The 17,086-nt window shown below is 47.1% G+C and carries 9 protein-coding genes; 1 reads left to right on the top strand and 8 read right to left on the bottom strand.

Going from position 1 to position 17,086, the window contains the following annotated elements; translation table 11 throughout:
- Nucleotides 1-3: 3 nt before the first annotated feature.
- The 8 genes from G367_RS0119505 to G367_RS0119470 all read right to left on the bottom strand — a co-directional run bounded on the left by G367_RS0119505 (nucleotide 4) and on the right by G367_RS0119470 (nucleotide 15,106).
- Nucleotides 4-435, bottom strand: coding sequence for a hypothetical protein (locus G367_RS0119505; protein WP_020414840.1), 432 nt, complete (start codon nucleotides 433-435; stop codon nucleotides 4-6).
- Nucleotides 429-7,763 carry an FG-GAP-like repeat-containing protein gene (locus G367_RS0119500; protein ID WP_020414839.1) on the bottom strand — a complete coding sequence of 2,445 codons (7,335 nt, stop codon included), beginning with the start codon at nucleotides 7,761-7,763 and terminating at the stop codon, nucleotides 429-431. Before G367_RS0119500 ends, G367_RS0119505 begins: the two co-directional genes overlap by 7 nt.
- Nucleotides 7,764-8,185: 422 nt before the next feature.
- Nucleotides 8,186-9,448, bottom strand: coding sequence for a patatin-like phospholipase family protein (locus G367_RS0119495; RefSeq protein ID WP_020414838.1), 1,263 nt, complete (start codon nucleotides 9,446-9,448; stop codon nucleotides 8,186-8,188).
- A 159-nt stretch (nucleotides 9,449-9,607) separates the two neighbouring features.
- On the bottom strand, nucleotides 9,608-10,621 hold the full coding sequence (locus G367_RS0119490) for a YhdH/YhfP family quinone oxidoreductase (RefSeq protein ID WP_020414837.1): 1,014 nt from the start codon (nucleotides 10,619-10,621) through the stop codon (nucleotides 9,608-9,610).
- Nucleotides 10,622-10,671: 50 nt separating this feature from the next.
- Complete coding sequence (sohB, locus tag G367_RS0119485; protein ID WP_020414836.1) at nucleotides 10,672-11,823, bottom strand: protease SohB; 1,152 nt, start codon at nucleotides 11,821-11,823, stop codon at nucleotides 10,672-10,674.
- 47 nt (nucleotides 11,824-11,870) lie between these two features.
- Entirely contained in the window at nucleotides 11,871-12,521 is a 651-nt protein-coding gene (locus tag G367_RS0119480; RefSeq protein WP_020414835.1) for a hypothetical protein, read from the bottom strand.
- Between the two features lie 49 nt (nucleotides 12,522-12,570).
- Nucleotides 12,571-13,380 carry an NAD(+) diphosphatase gene (gene nudC, locus G367_RS0119475; protein ID WP_020414834.1) on the bottom strand — a complete coding sequence of 270 codons (810 nt, stop codon included), beginning with the start codon at nucleotides 13,378-13,380 and terminating at the stop codon, nucleotides 12,571-12,573.
- A 19-nt stretch (nucleotides 13,381-13,399) separates the two neighbouring features.
- Nucleotides 13,400-15,106 carry a FimL-related protein gene (locus tag G367_RS0119470; RefSeq protein WP_020414833.1) on the bottom strand — a complete coding sequence of 569 codons (1,707 nt, stop codon included), beginning with the start codon at nucleotides 15,104-15,106 and terminating at the stop codon, nucleotides 13,400-13,402.
- Between the two features lie 379 nt (nucleotides 15,107-15,485).
- Between G367_RS0119470 and nhaB the strand changes: the two genes are divergently transcribed.
- Nucleotides 15,486-17,021 carry a sodium/proton antiporter NhaB gene (gene nhaB / locus G367_RS0119465; protein WP_020414832.1) on the top strand — a complete coding sequence of 512 codons (1,536 nt, stop codon included), beginning with the start codon at nucleotides 15,486-15,488 and terminating at the stop codon, nucleotides 17,019-17,021.
- Nucleotides 17,022-17,086 lie beyond the last annotated feature (65 nt).

The raw sequence follows: 17,086 nt of genomic DNA, 5'->3' as shown, positions 1-17,086 counted from the left end.
CGACTATTCATGATAGCAAGGTAGGCGTTTAACCCCTTGCTCCTCATTAGAGATATCAAAGGAGCTAACAGATCGAATATTTTTTAATGATAATTTGCCAGCGGCAGGTGAAACTGAAAAATACCCCACGATGGTCGCATAAGACCATGGACATTTTTCGAATACGGCTTCAGATGCAGAAGATCTATCAAAATTTATTTTGTTCACCGTGTTAGTAATTAATGCGTCAATTTTCCTAACGAATAAGCCTCTACTAGGACCATTCCTTCCACCAATATAACCAGACACCATCACAAGCTGGCCATCATATTTTTCAGGCTCGACTATGAGCTTATAAATTGATACATGCTTCGCTAATTCACCTCCCTGCACATTACAAGCAAGTAAACTGACTAGCCCTACATAGATAATTTTAGCAATCGTTTTTGTCAACATGGCCCATCTTTCCATCCAGTTCTCATACATTGATCCTGTTGAAATCTCCAGCTAGTTTTATACCAAGGATAACTATTATTATTAATAGTCACAGAAACAGGCCCATCAATTTGATTAGACCAGTTTAGATAAACCCCTTTACTCCATTGCTCTGGAGATCGCCATGTCCCAGATACATCATTAATAGCTACAGCAGCTATATTTACTTCGTCAAGATCAACAGAAAATGAGGTGCCCGCAAACCCTTGATTATCTGGGTTAATCAAATAACCACCCTCCACGTCTGCTGGAAAGGGTTGTGATAGAATATACTTCCCATCGACCTCATATACATACATTCCTAAGTGTTGACCTTCCCAAATTGAGTTTGCATCTTCAAGGCCACGTCTAAGAGCATCAAGTCGCCAATGAGCGTTACCAATAGCCTCATCCAGCGGAGATCTGCTCTTTTGTGCAAGATGTTGCTCATGATTTAGCGCACGGCTGAATGCTCCAGTTATCGCGCCATTTGCGAACTTCCCTCCAGTGATCTTGCTTGCCGTACCGCCAAGAACAGAAGCAGCCGCTATCCGAGCAAGAGTTGGCCCTGTTGCTGTAGAACCTCCACCTATTCGACCAATTTGACCTCCAGCCACCTGTGTCAATCCAGCAGATGCAAAGCCATGACCGAACTTTCCTCCACTAATTACAGACATTACGCCTCCAGCTAATCCATGCGCAGCTATCTTACCCAGCGATTGGGCAGTTGTAAGGCCAACCTTACCGGCCTGAATATAGGCTGACGTAGAATCAAGGAACTGGAGATTATATTGCAAGGCTGTTGCCTGATTGGCTCCTTCAAGCGCCGAGAAATATTCTCCAATCCCATAAAAGGCTGCGGCAGTAACCCCTGAAATAAGTCCTGCTTTAAGTGCTTGCCCGAAGCTTGCACCCTGAACAAGAGCATCTGCGAAACCAGCAAATGCAAACGTAGCCACTACTGCTGTATAACTAGAAATAGCACCAGTAGCAGATAATGCAATCGCCCCCAAGGTAAAAATAAAGTAGCCACTTGGATCGGTAGCGTTAAGAGGGTTGTTACGCACATAGGAATAGCGGTTATACATCTGGGTATCCGCTGCCGCCTGGACAAACGGATCCGCTTGCATAAAGCGCCCCAGCCTCGGATCATAAATCCGCCCATTCATATGAATGAGGCCTACTGCATCCAGCATCTCATGGCCAGTGTATCCCCGTGTCGTATTAACTGTATCAAAGCCAGCTAGGCTAGACTGGCTCAGCGCACTCCAATCCGAAGAATTGCGACGCTGCCCCCACACATCGAAGGACATTTGCTGAATTACATTTGCGCCCTCATCGGTGAGCAGGTCTACTGAGCCCAGGTGATCCAGGTACTGGAATACTTTTTCTGTCGACTGTACTGCATAGTTAGAGTTTGTAGTCAGGGTATAGATCGCTGTCCCCGCAAGGTAACGCTTCCACTGGATTTCACCAGGGTTGGAGGACTTTTCAATACGCTCTATGTTGCCGATATACCAGGTTTCAGTGACTTCGCCAGTTGTGCTATTGGTATCCTTACGGTAATAGCGAGATCGCTCCACACCATAGAGAAACTCGGTTATATGATTTCCCTTCTCGATTCGCTCTGATTTATCAAAGGTGGTGTACTCAATTTTACGACCACCATCAAAATCATCGGAAATCATATTGCCATTGTTATCATAGCGATAGGCGACACCTCCAGCAGAGGTAACAGCGTGTGGGCCCGCATTATTTCCGTATGTGTAATCGCCAACGCCAGCTTTATAGACAATATTACCGATAGCGTTGTAACGCAGATCCTGCTGAGAAGAGGCCAATCCTGAGCAGTTATAGTCACCCGAGCCGATATGGCTCTTCACCAGCCGATTTAAGGCGTCGTAGCAGAAGCTTTCCCTCAGATCTTTACTGCCGCTCTGGTTATGGCGACTTTTCAAATTCCCAAGTGTATCCCAGCTGTAACGAATATTCTGAACACCGAATACCCCCAATACATCTGAGGTCTGAGTCAGCAAACGCCCAGTCTCGCTATCATATCCGTAGGCATTCGTTGCACCATTACCCAATAGCTGGCGTTTTAACTGGCCACGGGCAGTATGTTCCAGCACCTGCTGGATCAAATCCCCCGAACCCAGATCGGTGATCTTCTCAAGGTGCCCATAGTTATTGTAATGGTTTTCAGTACCAGACTGACCACTGGATAACAAGTCATCCAGAGCATCATACGTTTTGGATACACGCCCATAACTATCAAACTCTGTGGTAGTCACATAAGCCACTTGCGGGCCAGTACCATCGAAATCCACCAGTTGTGTATTGTTACGGCCAATACCATCGTACTGATAGAGCACTTGGTAGCCGCTAATGGAGTCCTCCACCAACTCGAGCTGCCCCACCCCATTGCTGGCGGTATCGTAATGCCAAGTTACATTACCGGTAATAGTGCTGCCATTGCGGCGATCGATACGAGTTTTTTTGCGCCCCAAAGTATCATAAGTGAACTCGACCTTATGACCATTGGCATCGGTCTGGGTTTCGATTTCGCCATACTTGGTATAGGTATAGGGCCACTCACCCTTATCTGGATCATACATCCTGGTCTTGCGGCCCAAATCATCGTAGTAAATTACAACAGAAATTGGATAGGTGAGGCCATCATTCTCTTCAACATGTGTTCCTGCCGAATTTGTTAGTCCCCAAGAGTGGGCTTTATGAAGATTGCCCTGATTATCGTATTCATAGCTGATACGACCATCAAGCGCATCAATAACTTCTACCAACTCCCCGAGAACATTTTTCTTCTCTGTTTTCTTTTGAACCTTATCATTTACTGTAACAGTCGTGAGACCATCATAAATGACTGAGGACTGCGAACTATCAGGTGCAGTAACTTTTACTGCTCGCCCTAACAGGTCATATTCAGTCTTACTCCAAACCCGGCCATTACCAGAAAAGTAAGGCTCGCTGACATATTTCACCCTGCCAAGACTGTCATATTCCTGGTCAATATAAATAGTTTTATCAAAACCCTGAGTTTCTGTACGAATTGCTCTTCCAAGCGCATCCATATACTCGACAGAGGTAGATCCAGTGCTGTTACTTTTTACAACCTTATATTTTGCACCGGTAATACAACCTGAACCACAGAGTGAATATTGAGTTCGTGCATCCGCTCCAGAGTTATCGTAGCGATAAGTCTCACGGCCCAACACGTCATAGCTAAAGTAACTCTTAAAGCCATTCAGCCCATGAACTTCCAGGGGCGCTCCATATGCATTTCGACTGATTACTTCTTCTGTTAAATGCTCAAGACTATTGTAATTCTTATTCGCAAAACGCCCAGAAATATCATAAACAGTCCGTGTATAGCGACTCTGTTCACCCTCTGCGCTCAAAGTCTTCTTCTGAATGTTACCGAAGCCATCATATTCATAAGTAGTAGTTTGCGTAAACTCAGCATTATTTGGCTCAACAACCTCAGTAAGGAGCAGGCCCTTTAAACTTCCAACGGTATGATAAGTAAAGGCAGATTCACGAACATGATCTGCCTGGCCCGGGCGGCTGTTGATTACCCTGGTAAAGCTCAAGCGCCCCTTTTCTGACTCCCAATCAGTACCACCGGAACAAAGTGAGCTCGGATGGGCAGCCATAGAACCGCCGAAGCAGTTGAGTGTATTTTTAATAAACTGCTCACCAGTGGCCTCATCAATAGTTCTCAGTTTTATTGAGGTAACGTTTCCATCATTATCATAACTATTCTCTGTAATAACGGTTTGCAGGTGCTCACCATGTGAACTTCCGTTATTTTCAAGAGAATAGGTTTCCTCTACTACCTTTTCTAGATATGGCTGATAAGGATAGACAGAGGTGTCAGAACCATTCCAACCCTTCAAGCTCCAGGTATTGGCAGCCTTTCGTATCAATGCCTTTGAGGCAGACCGAACCTCGGTTTGCAAGGGCATACCAGTGAACGGGTAGTCCTGGCGGTAGTAAGTGGATGTCTCTACACCCGTTTGCTCATCAGTTGTGGAGATCTTCTGGAAGCCCAGCATCCCTCGCCCAGCAGCCTGCAGTTTCATCTGTGCGTATTCATACGAAACAGCACTTTTCGCCGTGTAATCAACAGCACCGGGAGAGGAGCCGGCAGCTGGAGAAGTACTCTCCACTTTAGAAACTAAGTACATCGGTATCAACACATCGAGAACCGGTGCATCTTTTCCTAGGGTGACACTATCCTCCGGAAGGACCCATGGACCATTCAGTGCAGTATAAAAGTCCGCCGTGTTAGCGGCCTGCTTTAGATAACAATATGTACTTCCGGGGATCTCTACGCCGTTCTCATCTCTCTCAGACGGAGTAGTAGTACACTCCTTACCTTCAAGGGTTTTCGACATTTCAAGGCGACTATAGAACCAACTCCTAATGGTGCTGGTATAGGAGATATCAGTGGTATTACCCAGCCCATTGTCAATTTTGGTTAATACCTTGTTGGGAATATCCCTATTTGCAGAGTTCCCATAGTTGGATACATAGGATGTTAAAAAGCCTTCATCGCTTATCTTGTGATAATCCGGCTGATTATCCCCATTGATATCAGCAAAGATGTGTAGGTAATCGTCATTATTGGGTACAGTCTGAATAAAGATAGACTTTCCAAAGCTGGAAGTCTGGGGATCCCAAAGTTCTACCCGCAACAATCCCGCATCATGATCAGGCCAGTAGACATCCAGCATCCCATCCTGGTTATAGTCCAGGGCTCCGGCTTGCTCTGAAGCAAACCTGCTAGGGGTTACTTTTACCAGTTGTTTCCCAGTACTGAGATAAAGATTTGACGAAGAAGATTCCTGCAATAGCAGGTCAGTTAAACCATCACCATTAAAGTCCGCTGCGACATGAGACTTTGCAGTATTACCTCCCAGGCTTGCAAAAAGGTCGTAGCTATCTGTTTCAGCGTTAAATACAAAAGCCGCATGCCCAGAGGGTCCTGCCGAATAAATATATTTAAAACCGCTTTTCAAATCCCCATTTTCATCAAGGCAAAAATCCAAGTCCACCACTTTATTGTCAGGGTCCTTACAACCGCTAACATAAGGTCTCTCCAAAGCAATCAGAATGTCAACATTACCATCCCCATTGAAATCCGCAGTAGCTGCTTTCAATGGAGAGTTGGTCAAACGGCTTATTGATTTACCGGAAGGCAACTCTAAGGAATAGCTTTTAGCTGAGCCGAACCGATAATAAGTCTTGGAACTAATTGGATCCGAGCTAGCTCGTAAGGGATAGACTAGTAAAGTTGATCCACCCACCACAACCAAATCGGACAGACCATCAGAGTTGACATCGACAAAGACACCATCCCTCTCTCCTACTCCGGTATCAATAGGATCGGATGAAAGCTTCCACTGGGAATCCACATAAGTAGAAAGGTAGACATGCCAAGTTTTACTGGTGTAGCGGTCATCGTATACAGCAATATCTGAGCGGCCATCAGCATTGTAATCTAAAACCGCAATACTGATATCCTCGTTTGCATTTGCCCCGGAGAATAAATATTTTTGGCCATTTGAGTAAGTTGCAGGAGCTAAGTATGCGCCATTTGATAATGCATACTTAATTTGATGATCCTGATCACTCGCACTATCAGTATCCATCTCCAACCAAACAACATCTTGGTATCCATCGCCATTGAAGTCGCCAAATTGGAAATCTCTTAAAGAACGGCTTTTGTTTGCCGTAAAATCAACAGATCCACTGGAAGTTCCGTAATTTAAGGAGTACTGAGACCACTCAAATGAGAGTGCCGGCAAGCAATTACTGCCTACACACTCTTGAATACTATCTATAAGGGAGGTCTGATTCTTGGATATATTATCAGCTACCAGCTGGTAATTAATATTATATTCACGCAGGGTACTGCCATCAGCGGCAGACGTAATTTTGGAAAGCCGTTTCGTTGTATTAAAAAGGTACCCGGCAGTGTAAGCTTGTAAGTAATCAGGCCTATCCGAATAAGTAAACTGGACTGAAGCCGCATTAGCTCCTGCTCCATATGCATATCTTACTTCGTGGATTCGCTTCCCGCTATCAGAATCACCTTCATATTCGAATTCAATTCTATTTCCAACGCTATCCTGAAATTCGTTCTGCATCCATGAGAGAACCTTACCTTCTGACACATTGGCATAAGACTTTGAGTTGGCTGTATTACCGTACCAACTGGTTGAGCCATCTTTTCTTTCAACGGTAAAGTAGGCAGGACCCGTTCCTATACTGCCGTGAGATGTGACTTTTACAAAAGATTCGATCTCAGTACGGTATTGTGCGCCGTCCGCACCATAAGATTTACTGGAAACATTAATTAGCCTTTGGCCATCCAGACAAAACCTGTCCGAAGGACTCCAGCTGATAGGTAAAGCTTTTCCGTCCGTGGCCAATGTTTGTCGGCAACGGGTAATTCCGGAAAGCCCCCCAATAGACCACCCCTTGCCCAGTAACCCATTACCTGTATTACCTTGGTAATTTAAAGATAATTGAGGGACAACACCGGCAGTACCCACCCCTGCTGCTATAGCAAGTGAATAAGTCGCACTACCTGACTCATTAACCCTGAACTGACCAGCAGAGCTACCGGCCATTGTAGGGGTCTTTACGCCCGAAGAAACAATATCCTGCTCAATCGATGGAAGACTTCCGTTAGAAAGGAAAGCAGTATCTACGAGATATTCTTTTCTGCCTTTAAGAACCAGATCATCCTGTCCGTTCCCATCAATGTCATCAACATAGAACGTATTATTAGAATCAGCTAGTAATTCAGAGAGGTCACTAGAGCGCGAATATGAAACAACAGAAGTCGGAACCTCATCACCAGAAACACCTACCACTACAAAAGGTGGCTCGTTAGTATTTTGGCTCCTGAACAGGATATCTACTACAGAATCACCATCAAAATCACCGTAGTAGAAGTCAATATTTTCCTCAAGCCTTGTAAATCCCGTCAGCTCATCTTCTGGCACGCTATACGGAGCAATAGTTCCGTCAGCAAAAATCACGTATGAAGGCCTGGGGGGCAAGGCAATCGGGGTGGCAATATCTCCATGTAAAATTAAATATCGACTATTGCTGATGACATAATAATCCAGGTCACCGTCACCATCGATATCCTTTAAATAAATAGCTTGGCCTTGGGAATCAAAACTTGAAGCCTTGAGCGATAAAGGCAGTATACAGGCCAATAAAATAAGCCATCTAAATACGTACTGAACTGCATTACTATTGCTCAAATGAAACATCTGGCTTCCCCAATGACCCCAATTTTATGGTACAAATGTACAAAAGCAGCAATTCTGCATACCTGAATAGGCGCAGTCAATTCCTCATTAACTTACTTAATGGGATGTTCATCAAAAGCCCAAGCCTTACAATATCCGGGCAAGAATAACCCCCACAACCGCGTCATCAAAAGTTAAAAACACCACCCTGAGAAGCCAACCACAGAAGGCGCACTAACAAAAGCATGTAGACTTCCAACATAACAAGTGAACACTTCAAGAGGTGCAAGAGAGATAAGCCAATAAGCGCAACCGTTAACCAACAAAACGGTCAGATAGGAATTTGTTACAACCAATAAATTCACGCATAGCGAAACAAACCACTTTTATCGACCGAATACTTCTCAACGTTCCCTTGCGATATTAACTACTGGCTATTGGAGCTATTCCCGAGCGTTATCATTTGGGGTACCTTCCGAATCTTTCCCTCGAACTCCAAACAAGCCCTTACGACCTTCGATAACTTCTGTTACAGGCCGCAAAAAATGACTTAGCTTATCCTTTTCCCACATTGCATCCTGATATCCGAGCTCAATCAATTCCTCTATATAAGGTCTTTCAAAGAGCAGATAGCTGGCAGCTGATACACCGCCTCCGGCACTGGTGGCACCTGTGGAGCGAAATAGCCAGCGCAGCGCAGGGGGAAGAAACTGCAGCTTTTTCCCTCCCAGCCAGGCAAGGCTTTGCGAGGGCTCAATCACCACAGACTCTACCGGGCGCAAAGGCGCCAAATCGGAATATTTCTCTTTTTCTACAGATTCCAACAAGCTGTTGACCCGATCCATATGCTCCAAATCCCCCTCAAGGCTGTCAATGAAGGCAGCGTTGAACCACTGGGCAGCTATCTGGGCCATTGAAGGAGAATGCATTTGCCTGTCAGTGCGCCGGCTACCCCAGTGTATGGGGGAGCGGTTATCCGATACACCTACAATAAACACCCGCTTTGCACCAAGGTGCAAAGCGGGACTGATCGGGGCCATTTGACGTATGGCACCATCACAGAAATAAATATCTTCAATTCTGACAGCGGGAAAGATTGCTGGAATAGCTGCTGATGCGAGTAAATGATCCACGGTTAGCTCGGTAGGCACACCAAATCGCCTAAAGCGCTGCCAACTCTTCACGCCATCGGCAGCTTGATAAAAGCTGACTGACTCACCTTCACTGTAGGAAAGTGCGTTAATGCAAGTGGCATGTAAATGCCCAGCATCGATATTTTTCTGAATATTGCGAAAGTCGATAACTTCCTTGAGCAATTTTCTCAGAGGTGAATTATCGAGTAGTGCCAGAGGTTTTTGTCGCCCCACCCCCTGGTTAAGTAATGATCGGCTAATTGAAAATAGATTGCCTATAAGGCTCCACCAACTAGTACGATAAACGCGCTCAACACTGAGGCTCATCCACACAGAGCACATGCTATCAACGGCTTCTTTGAAGGTGCCGGGATGGGAAGCCAGCATCATTGCATTCATCGCACCAGCAGAGGTGCCGCAGATAATTTTAAAAGGCCGAGGATTATCCTCTGGTACCACCTCCGCCAAGGCCTTTAGCACACCTGCTTGATATGCCGCACGGGCACCACCACCGGAGAGAACCAGCGCGCTGTTTTCATCGAGAAATGAAGACTCGTTGTTACCTTTAGACAATGTGCTCTTCCAACAGAAATAGACCGCCAATAACAGCATTTACCAAAATGCTATTGAAAACAAAGCGGACAAACAAATACCAATGCTTATATGCAGCCTATAAATCAACTCAGTTAAAAATCTGGATTTTGTAATTATTATTCCGAAAAGTTAAGCTGCTTACAGGGACATATTTACCACGTAACGGCCAATTCCATGCCCCCTATGAATACGAGCAAGAAACTCCGGCGCCTGCTCCAAAGAAATATCTTCAGCGATCCCGCGGAGCTGATTACCGATATACCAATCCCTCGAAAGCCGCTGCCAAACCGCGCTCTTTTTTTCAATTGGTAGCTCAACACTATCGACACCTAAAAGGCTGATGCCGCGCAAAATAAAGGGGAATACGTTGGCATGGAATTGTGCCCCGGAGGCCATTCCACAAGCAGCAACACCGCCACCATAGGCCAATGACTTAATCACATTGAAAAGTGTTTCACCGCCTACAGTATCTATTGCCCAGGCCCAAAGAGGCTTTGCCATAGATTTACTGGCAAATGGAGCCAAGGTATCCCTATCGAGAACTTTCCAGGCACCTAAATTAGTCAGGAAGTCCGCAGCTTCCAATTTACCTGTCACCGCCGCCACACGGAAACCCAGCTTAGCTAACAGTGCCACTGCAATTGATCCGACCCCACCCGTAGCACCGGTCACCAGAACCTCCCCATCCTCAGGGACCGCACCAGATTCAAGGAGCTTCTCCACACACAATGCGGCTGTCAGGCCGGCCGTACCCAGAGTCATTGACTCCCTGGCAGTAAGCCCCTGCGGAAGAGGCAACGCCCACTTGGGGGGAATGGCAATCATTTCTGCCAAGCCCCCCGGCGTATTCATGCCCAAATCATAGCCAGTGACCAACAATTCCGTACCGGGTTTATAAGTGTCACTATGATCCTCCAACACCTTGCCTACCGCATCGATACCCGGCGTATGGGGATACTCCCGGGTAATACTACGGTTACCAAATGCGGACATCGCGTCTTTGAAATTCAGAGAGGAATGAGAAACTGCAAGCAACAAGGGATTGTCTGGCAGGTCACAGACCTGCCTTTCAACCAAAAGCTGGTCGAACTTACCTACGGCAACCTCTTCTACCCTTATTGCCCGGAAACTTTCATCCCTGAAATTGTTCATGTGAAAATTTCCTGTCTATCAAAGATTTCAACCCTGCTTGAGGTGCTTATTTATTGCGCGTGATGCCGCCAAGCAGCTAACCTTGAGAATAGACGAGTCATCGCGGACTCTACTCCTGCCTCAGCAGCCAGCCCCATTTTCTTGGCAATATTCTTCTTTTCTTTGTACTCCACCTGATAAAGGTCAGCACCTTCTGCACTATGAGTCAGATACTCATCGGAAGTCTTGAGTTCATCAACAAGCCCAAGGGACAAAGCCTTTTGCCCAAACCAGACTTCACCGGTAGCAACTTTGGCAATATCCAGGCTGGGTCGGTATTCACTGACAAAATGCTGGAACAACACGTGGATCTCTTCCAGATCACTCTGGAATTTCTCACGGCCTTCTTCAGTATTTTCACCAAACATTGTTACTGTGCGCTTGTACTCTCCTGCAGTAAACAACTCATAGTCCACATCATGACGCTTAAGTAAGCGATTAAAATTGGGGAGCTGTGCGAGCACACCAATAGACCCCAACATCGCAAATGGGGCAGCCAGAATTCGATCAGCCACACAGGCCATCATATAGCCGCCACTAGCCGCGACTTTATCTACGGCAATAGTGAGGTGTATACCCGCGCTGCGTATACGCGCCAGCTGACTAGCCGCAAGGCCATAGTTCGCAACCATACCGCCTGGACTTTCCAGGCAAAGAAGCACCTCATCTCCCGTTTTTGCCACCTGCAGGATCGCAGTAATTTCTTCTCGTAGGTGGGAGAGCGCACTTGCTTTAATATCGCCATTAAAATGCATTACGAAAATACGTCTGCGATCCTCAGAGGACACTGCAATGCTTTTTTCAGATTTTTCTGCCTGAGCTTCTGAAGTGCCTATTTCTTGCTTCTGGTTATCACTTTCTTTTGCTGCTTTCTTCTTTGCTTCAGCCTTATGTCTCTTCACTAATGCCTTTTCTTCAGCTTTTTTTTCCTTCGCAAGTTGCTTCTTGCGATGGGCAAACTCGTGCTTTTCCATGACCGCTTCCAGCAGGGTGTCTTTGAACTGCTCATAGCGGTCATTCAAACGTGTAACACTAATATGCCCCTGAACACGCTCCTTTAGCTGTTCGCGATTGGCAAAAATAAAGCCTATCAATATCATTAGGGCCACAATCACTGTGACAATTTTTGCCAGGAATAGGCCGTACTCAATTAAAAATTCCACTTAAACTCCAGATTGCTACCTTTCAACATTAAAATTTATTACTCATATCATTTCCAGCCATCCAGGGCGGAAGTTGCCTGCTTATTCAGCGGCCTTGCCAATAACCCACTGTGACTGATTCGAACATCGTAAACAGCTCCATCCTCCATAGGAAGAAAGGTTGCGCTACCATAAACGGCATCAACGAAAGGCAGGCTTTTATCAAAACCTTTAACAAACCGCCAAACATCCACTCCGTAATTGGTGCCGTCGATCTGGTGGACAGATCGCTCCCGGGCTCGTTCATCCCTCAAGGTTAGGTAACGCCCGCTCAGCCGGTCCAGTCTGTATGCCGGTTCAATGCCCCAACGGGCCAAATGGCCCTGCCATTTCAGCATTCGCGCATCCAACTGCCACTGATCGCCATACAGCTCAAATTTCTGAGAAATTCCATCGGCATCAGCGAATTTAACTTCGAACTGCTGCTCGGCCACCTTTCGGAAAGAGACAATACCGACGCTGTGCTCTTGAGCCAGATTGCGATAACTGAAGACATCGGCCGCCACCAGGACTATCCATAGGGCCAAACCGAAAAAGATCAAGCCCGCCGAGCCTCGCAGAAAGCCCATCACCCAGCTTCCACTTAACAGTACTCGCGCCCCCCAAAAAACAAGCAGCAATGCCAATATGGCAATCAGAAAGGTGATCAAGATGTACATAAATTATTGTTCTCCATACTTCTTAGCAGAGCCGTTAGAACAACCACGGCTACTTTCCCGCCGCGACCTGCTCCACGAAAGTGTGAATCAGCTGTCCCGAGAGAGTCTGCACAGGTGGAATTTCCGGCAGCGATCTATAGTGAAACCATTGTGCTTCTTCAATTTCATTCGGATCGGGACACAACTCACCGCCCTGCCACGCCGCAAGATATCCCAACATCAATTGGCCGGGAAATGGCCAGGGCTGGCTACCGATATACTGCAAGCTACCCACCTCTAAGCCTACTTCCTCACGAACTTCACGCTTGAGCGCTATCTCAGCGCTTTCACCCGGCTCTATAAAACCCGCAAGCGCGGTATAGGTGATATTTCTACGATTCGCATGACGGGCAAGCAGGCACTCTTCTCCTCGAGTGACCAGCATGATGACACAGGGAGAAATTCGAGGATAAACCGTCAATTGGCAGTTCGGGCAGGTTCTGGCCCTGTCGATGGAATGGTAGTGAGTTGCGGTCCCACAGCACCCACAAAAGCGATGGTCGCGGTCCCAATGCGCGATCTGTAGAGCGCGGCCGGCCAAGGCAAATAAATGCTCGTCTGTGGAGGTTAATAAACTGCGCAGGTTACGCCAGTCATGCCCGCGAATATCCAGCAGGCTGGATAACACACGAACACCGCAACTTTGTCCTCCCAACTCCCCAAGATAGTGGTTTGAAATTACAGCCTCGGCCAAAAATATATCCATCTCATGGATAAACTGGTCTCCTCGACAGAGCACCAACCCCTCAGCCACAATAATTTGTTGGGAAAAATCTGGGGTAGCCCACACATTTGCAGCGGGCTCAAAGCGTTCGACCAAAAGAGCCTCCTAATTCAGGTTAAACCGTCTCTACGGGATAACCAAGTGCAGCCAAGCTCTCCACAGCGAGGTTAAGGGATTGCACATCGGCCTGACGGTGCAGCTTTACCTCGCCAAGGTAGTACTCAAGGCTGATAATAGCATCGGCGAAAATATCCAGTGATTGCTCAACATCAGGACCTGCATCGTGGCGATCTACCACTGTTTCAACAAATTTAAATAAGCCTTCAACCACCGAAGCAGCGCGCTGTAGGTTTAAGACGATCAACCCCCCACGCACAGAGTTAAGAGTGGTCGAGACGTTGCGGATATGGCCATGGTCATAGCCGGAATCTGCATATGCAGCTAGAGCGCGCTTTATCAACGCAAGGCCAGCTTCCGCCTCCTTAAGCACTGCTACCTCTGCCTCTGCCAGCTGGCTATGCTCAAAAGCAATATCCGCATGGCCGTACTCATCGAGATCAATATTGGTACTCTGCTTTAATGCCCGCACAGTACTATCCACCATCAACACTTGACCGGTGAGCTTCTGTAAAGCTGAATCTGCGACAGAACCTCCTGCACCTGCAGCACTTTGGTATTCAGCTACGGCATTGCGCAGACTCTCGCCCACTCGCTTGAAATTCAACATTTGCAAGGTACCAGCAACGCGTCTCAGAGTGCTGGCTAGTCCATCATTCTCATCGATATCGGAGATACCGATCAGCTCAATATCATCCAGCATCCGGCGCACACTGGATAACTCTTCATCCAGTGCACCAGCTACAGCAGAAATTGCAGTGGCACCAGGCCCACCCAGGCTCGCGCGCTCCCTTTCAAGTTCTTCCTCAGTATATTCAAGGGATTCTGCCGAAAAGATATCGAGAAGCTTACTCCCAGCCTCAGCAGGCTTCGACAGAGCAAGCCAATAGATGCATTCTTTCAGCAATATCGGGGGTGCAGGCTGGTCTAGAGCAGCGTCACACTCCTTTTGCAGGGCACGCAACCAACGATCAAACATACTGAATACCATAACCCTGGAACGGCTAATACGCATTTCACAGGCAGCCATACCTGTCAGGGCGGCACCAGCCACGACCCACAGGCGCCCATTTGGACGCCCAGAAGTGATACTCGCAATCCGCTCCAATGCTCGGGCCATCATGGTGAAAGCCGGGCCGCGGGGTTTGCCACGCAATAATGCCAAGAGACCAACTTGGTACATATGCCGGAACCTACGGACAAAACTACGCAAGTCTTCGGACATTACTGCCGAGGCGCCCATGCCAGGTATCGAAGCATCCAGGTTACAACGAAAAAAATGGCTTTCAGGTACCGGCGGCTGGGACCGCGCAGCCCTAAGGTTATTAATAAAGGGGATCAGTAATTCTGGCCTGGCTATGGCCCGACTCTGCACAAAATCGAGGTACCGGCCCAATACATAAAGCCCACTACCCAGAGCTTCCATTAGCTCCTCTGTGGCTTGCTGTCGCCCTTCCAACACTTCGGTGAGTGCAGTTATTTTCTCCTGGGCAAGCAATTCTCCAGCATGGAGCTGCACCATCTGCAATACGCCACTCACTTGCCTAAGAGCTGCCAAGCATTGCTCCAATGACTGCTTCTGGGTGGTATCTGCTGCAAATTTGTCCAAGTGAGAGGTAGCGTTATCTACTGCTACTACCAGCTCATCCTTGACCACATTGACAGAAGTGATGTTGATCTTGCGCAATTCACTCTTTGACTGCACCGCTGCACTCTTCCTGTAACCGAACAAAAAATAACCAAAACAAAAGGTTCTGGCCTAGTAAAGGGCAATTTATACCAATAGAGAAAAGAGTCCACCTTTCCGCTAATAAATTCCACCGAATATTCGACAAATCCTCTGATACCTCCTCTGAACCCCTAAATTACTTGAATTTTCCGGAAAACCCAGTAGCGTTTGCTACTTTCAAGTGTGCAGATGCGCACTTTTTTTGCGCTTACGCCCAAAAAACAATCAGCTTCACCAGCTGAACACAAGGGAAAGAGAGATCGCGGCTAAGGGCTTTCCCGAAATGCCGCAAAGGGCAGGGACAACCCGACACTTCAATTTGACCCAAACACTGGGTTACCCAGGGAAGTAAATGATGAACACTTACAACAATGCACTGACGGCTTCCGGTAGCGGTTTTGGCCGGGCTTTTGCGGATAATTTTCTCGGCGAAGCCCCGGATTGGTACAAACTGACAATAGCTGCCTTTCTTCTATTAAACCCAGTAATACTTTATGTCAGCGGCCCTTTTATTACCGGGTGGGTACTGATTGCTGAATTCATTTTTACCCTGGCAATGGCACTAAAGTGCTACCCACTTCAACCCGGAGGATTGCTCGCTATTGAGGCCGTCCTTATGGGAATGACCAGCACAGATGCGGTCTATCATGAAGTAGTCGAGAATATTGAAGTTATCCTGCTGCTGATGTTTATGGTCGCCGGGATCTACTTTATGAAGAGTCTCTTACTCTTTGTGTTTACCAAGATCCTAATTCACGTGAACTCAAAGAGTATGCTCTCGCTACTGTTTTGTGCAGTAGCTGCAGTACTTTCAGCATTCCTAGACGCACTTACAGTTACTGCTGTACTAATCGCGGTAGCTGTAGGCTTTTACTCTGTTTATCACCGGGTCGCCTCCCAGCAACCCCACCACCACCATGACCATGATCACTCAAATGACGAACACGTAGTGGAGTACCACCGGGAGGACCTGGACCAATTCCGGGCCTACCTGCGCAGCCTTATCATGCATGGTGCCGTAGGTACTGCATTGGGAGGCGTCTGTACTTTAGTGGGTGAGCCACAAAACCTACTGATTGCCGAAAAAGCCGGCTGGGAGTTTCTTCAATTCTTCCTGCAAATGGCGCCGGTCACTATCCCCACCCTATTTGCTGGGCTTATCACCTGTGTATTCTTGGAAAAAACTAAAATCTTAGGCTACGGTGCCCAGCTTCCTATAGCAGTGCGTGAAGTATTGTTGAACTATTCGAGAGAAGAAGAAAAGAAGCGTACCTCTGCACAGGTGGCTGAACTCTGGGTACAGGGCATTGTTGCTCTGCTGCTTGTATTCGCATTGGCCTTCCATGTTGCCGAAGTGGGTATTATCGGCTTGATGATCATTGTGCTTTTGACGTCCTTCAATGGTATTGTTCAGGAGGCCCGAATTGGACACGCCTTTGAAGAAGCCCTGCCTTTTACGGCTCTATTGGTGGTATTTTTTGCCATTGTTGCGGTGATTCACCAACAGCATCTGTTTGAACCGGTTACCCACTTCGTACTATCACAAAAGCCTGAACAACAACCGGGTTTACTGTTTTTGGCCAACGGCATACTGTCCATGATCAGTGATAATGTTTTCGTAGCCACGGTGTATATTAATGAAGTTAAGACTGCCCTAACTGCGGGCGACATCACTCGTGAACACTTTGACAAGTTGGCCATTGCAATTAATACAGGAACTAACCTTCCGAGTGTTGCCACACCGAATGGACAGGCAGCCTTCTTATTCCTGCTCACCTCAGCCCTGGCTCCGTTAATCCGTTTATCTTACGGGCGTATGGTAATCATGGCTTTGCCATACACTATCGTGCTCACTGCTGTTGCGCTGGTTTGCGTTGTTTACGCAATTTAATGAGATTCAAAAACACTAAATCCTAACAGCTACTTCACTTCTATCGCACAATAAAAAAGCCCGCT

This window comes from Microbulbifer variabilis ATCC 700307 (assembly GCF_000380565.1).
Lineage (GTDB): Bacteria > Pseudomonadota > Gammaproteobacteria > Pseudomonadales > Cellvibrionaceae > Microbulbifer > Microbulbifer variabilis.
This window is presented reverse-complemented; position numbering and strand designations above follow the sequence as displayed.